At 44.6% G+C, this 1,138-nt stretch carries 1 protein-coding gene and 1 pseudogene; one reads left to right on the top strand and one right to left on the bottom strand.

All coding sequences use genetic code 11. From position 1 onward, the window contains the following. Positions 1-837: M23 family metallopeptidase (locus tag R7035_RS25695; protein ID WP_318146375.1), on the top strand; the 837-nt coding region annotated here is incomplete at its 5' end. A 61-nt stretch (positions 838-898) separates the two neighbouring features. On the opposite strand, the pseudogene tyrA reads toward R7035_RS25695, so the two are convergent. Further along, positions 899-1,138 (bottom strand): annotated as a pseudogene (tyrA, locus tag R7035_RS25690) (bifunctional chorismate mutase/prephenate dehydrogenase); the annotation flags it as partial.

The following is a 1,138-nucleotide window of genomic DNA, read 5'->3' as shown; positions in this document are numbered from 1 at the left end:
CTGGCGCAAACCATTACCAAACTAGAAAGCGAGAAAGCGGAAATCACAGCGCTCTATGAAGAGCAATTAGATACCAACCACTCACTCTCTCAAGCTTTGACGGACAAGAACAACCAGATTCAGCTGCTCGGAAAGCGCGTATTTGATGTGGAATCGGTACTCGGCCTTGCTGATGAAGAGCTGTCTATCGATGAGAACAACCTCGCCTTAGAAGAGCGAATTGATGCGGCAGCTATAGATTCTGCGGTTCGTGCGACCATGTTCCGTTTGATTCCGAATGACAGCCCAGTGACGTATCAACGAATCTCTTCTTCTTACGGCAGTCGGATCAATCCTATCTCAGGCAGAAGACACGTGCATACCGGTATCGATTTGACCTGTAAGCGCGGTGAAGAAATCCTCGCACCTGCAGACGGTGTGGTTGAAACCGTACGTCCAGGAAACAAAGGTTATGGTAACTACCTCACCCTTCGTCACTCTTTTGGTTTCTCTAGCTCTTTCGCTCACTTGAACAAGTTCAATGTCAAAAGCGGCCAGTTTGTTAGCAAAGGTGATGTCATTGCGCAATGTGGTAATTCAGGAAATTCAACCGGCCCACATTTGCACTATGAAGTGAGATTTCTTGGTCGCACACTTAACCCTCAATCACTAATGGAGTGGACGCCAGAAAACTTCAACTACGTGTTTGAGAAAGAGAAGATGGTGAAATGGGGTCCATTAGTTCAGTTGATTGATAATGTAGTGCGTCTACAAATCAACTTAACTAACTCACCCTACCGCGACACAACGATTAATACTGTTTCTAGTGAAGACAACAACGAAACGATTATTAACTGATGTCATTCCTTGAAATAGAAAGAGCAGCCTAGAGCTGCTCTTTTCTTTTAAGAGGATAACATTATCCACGATGGATATTGTCATTCGCCTGTTTCAGTAAGTTTTGGCTCTCGTTCATAAATTGCTGAGAGTATTGGCCAAACCAATCACTCACCTGCTCAAAACTTTCTACAAATTTGGCCTTGTCTTTGCTGTCTAAAATCGCAAGCGCTTCCCCAAAGCGTTGATGGAAACGTTTGATCATATCGATGTTCTCTTGCGATGCGAGAATGATGTCACCGTAGAGATTTGGATCCTGCCC

This window comes from Vibrio sp. 1731 (assembly GCF_033339955.1).
Classification (GTDB): Bacteria; Pseudomonadota; Gammaproteobacteria; order Enterobacterales; family Vibrionaceae; genus Vibrio; species Vibrio alginolyticus.
This window is presented reverse-complemented; position numbering and strand designations above follow the sequence as displayed.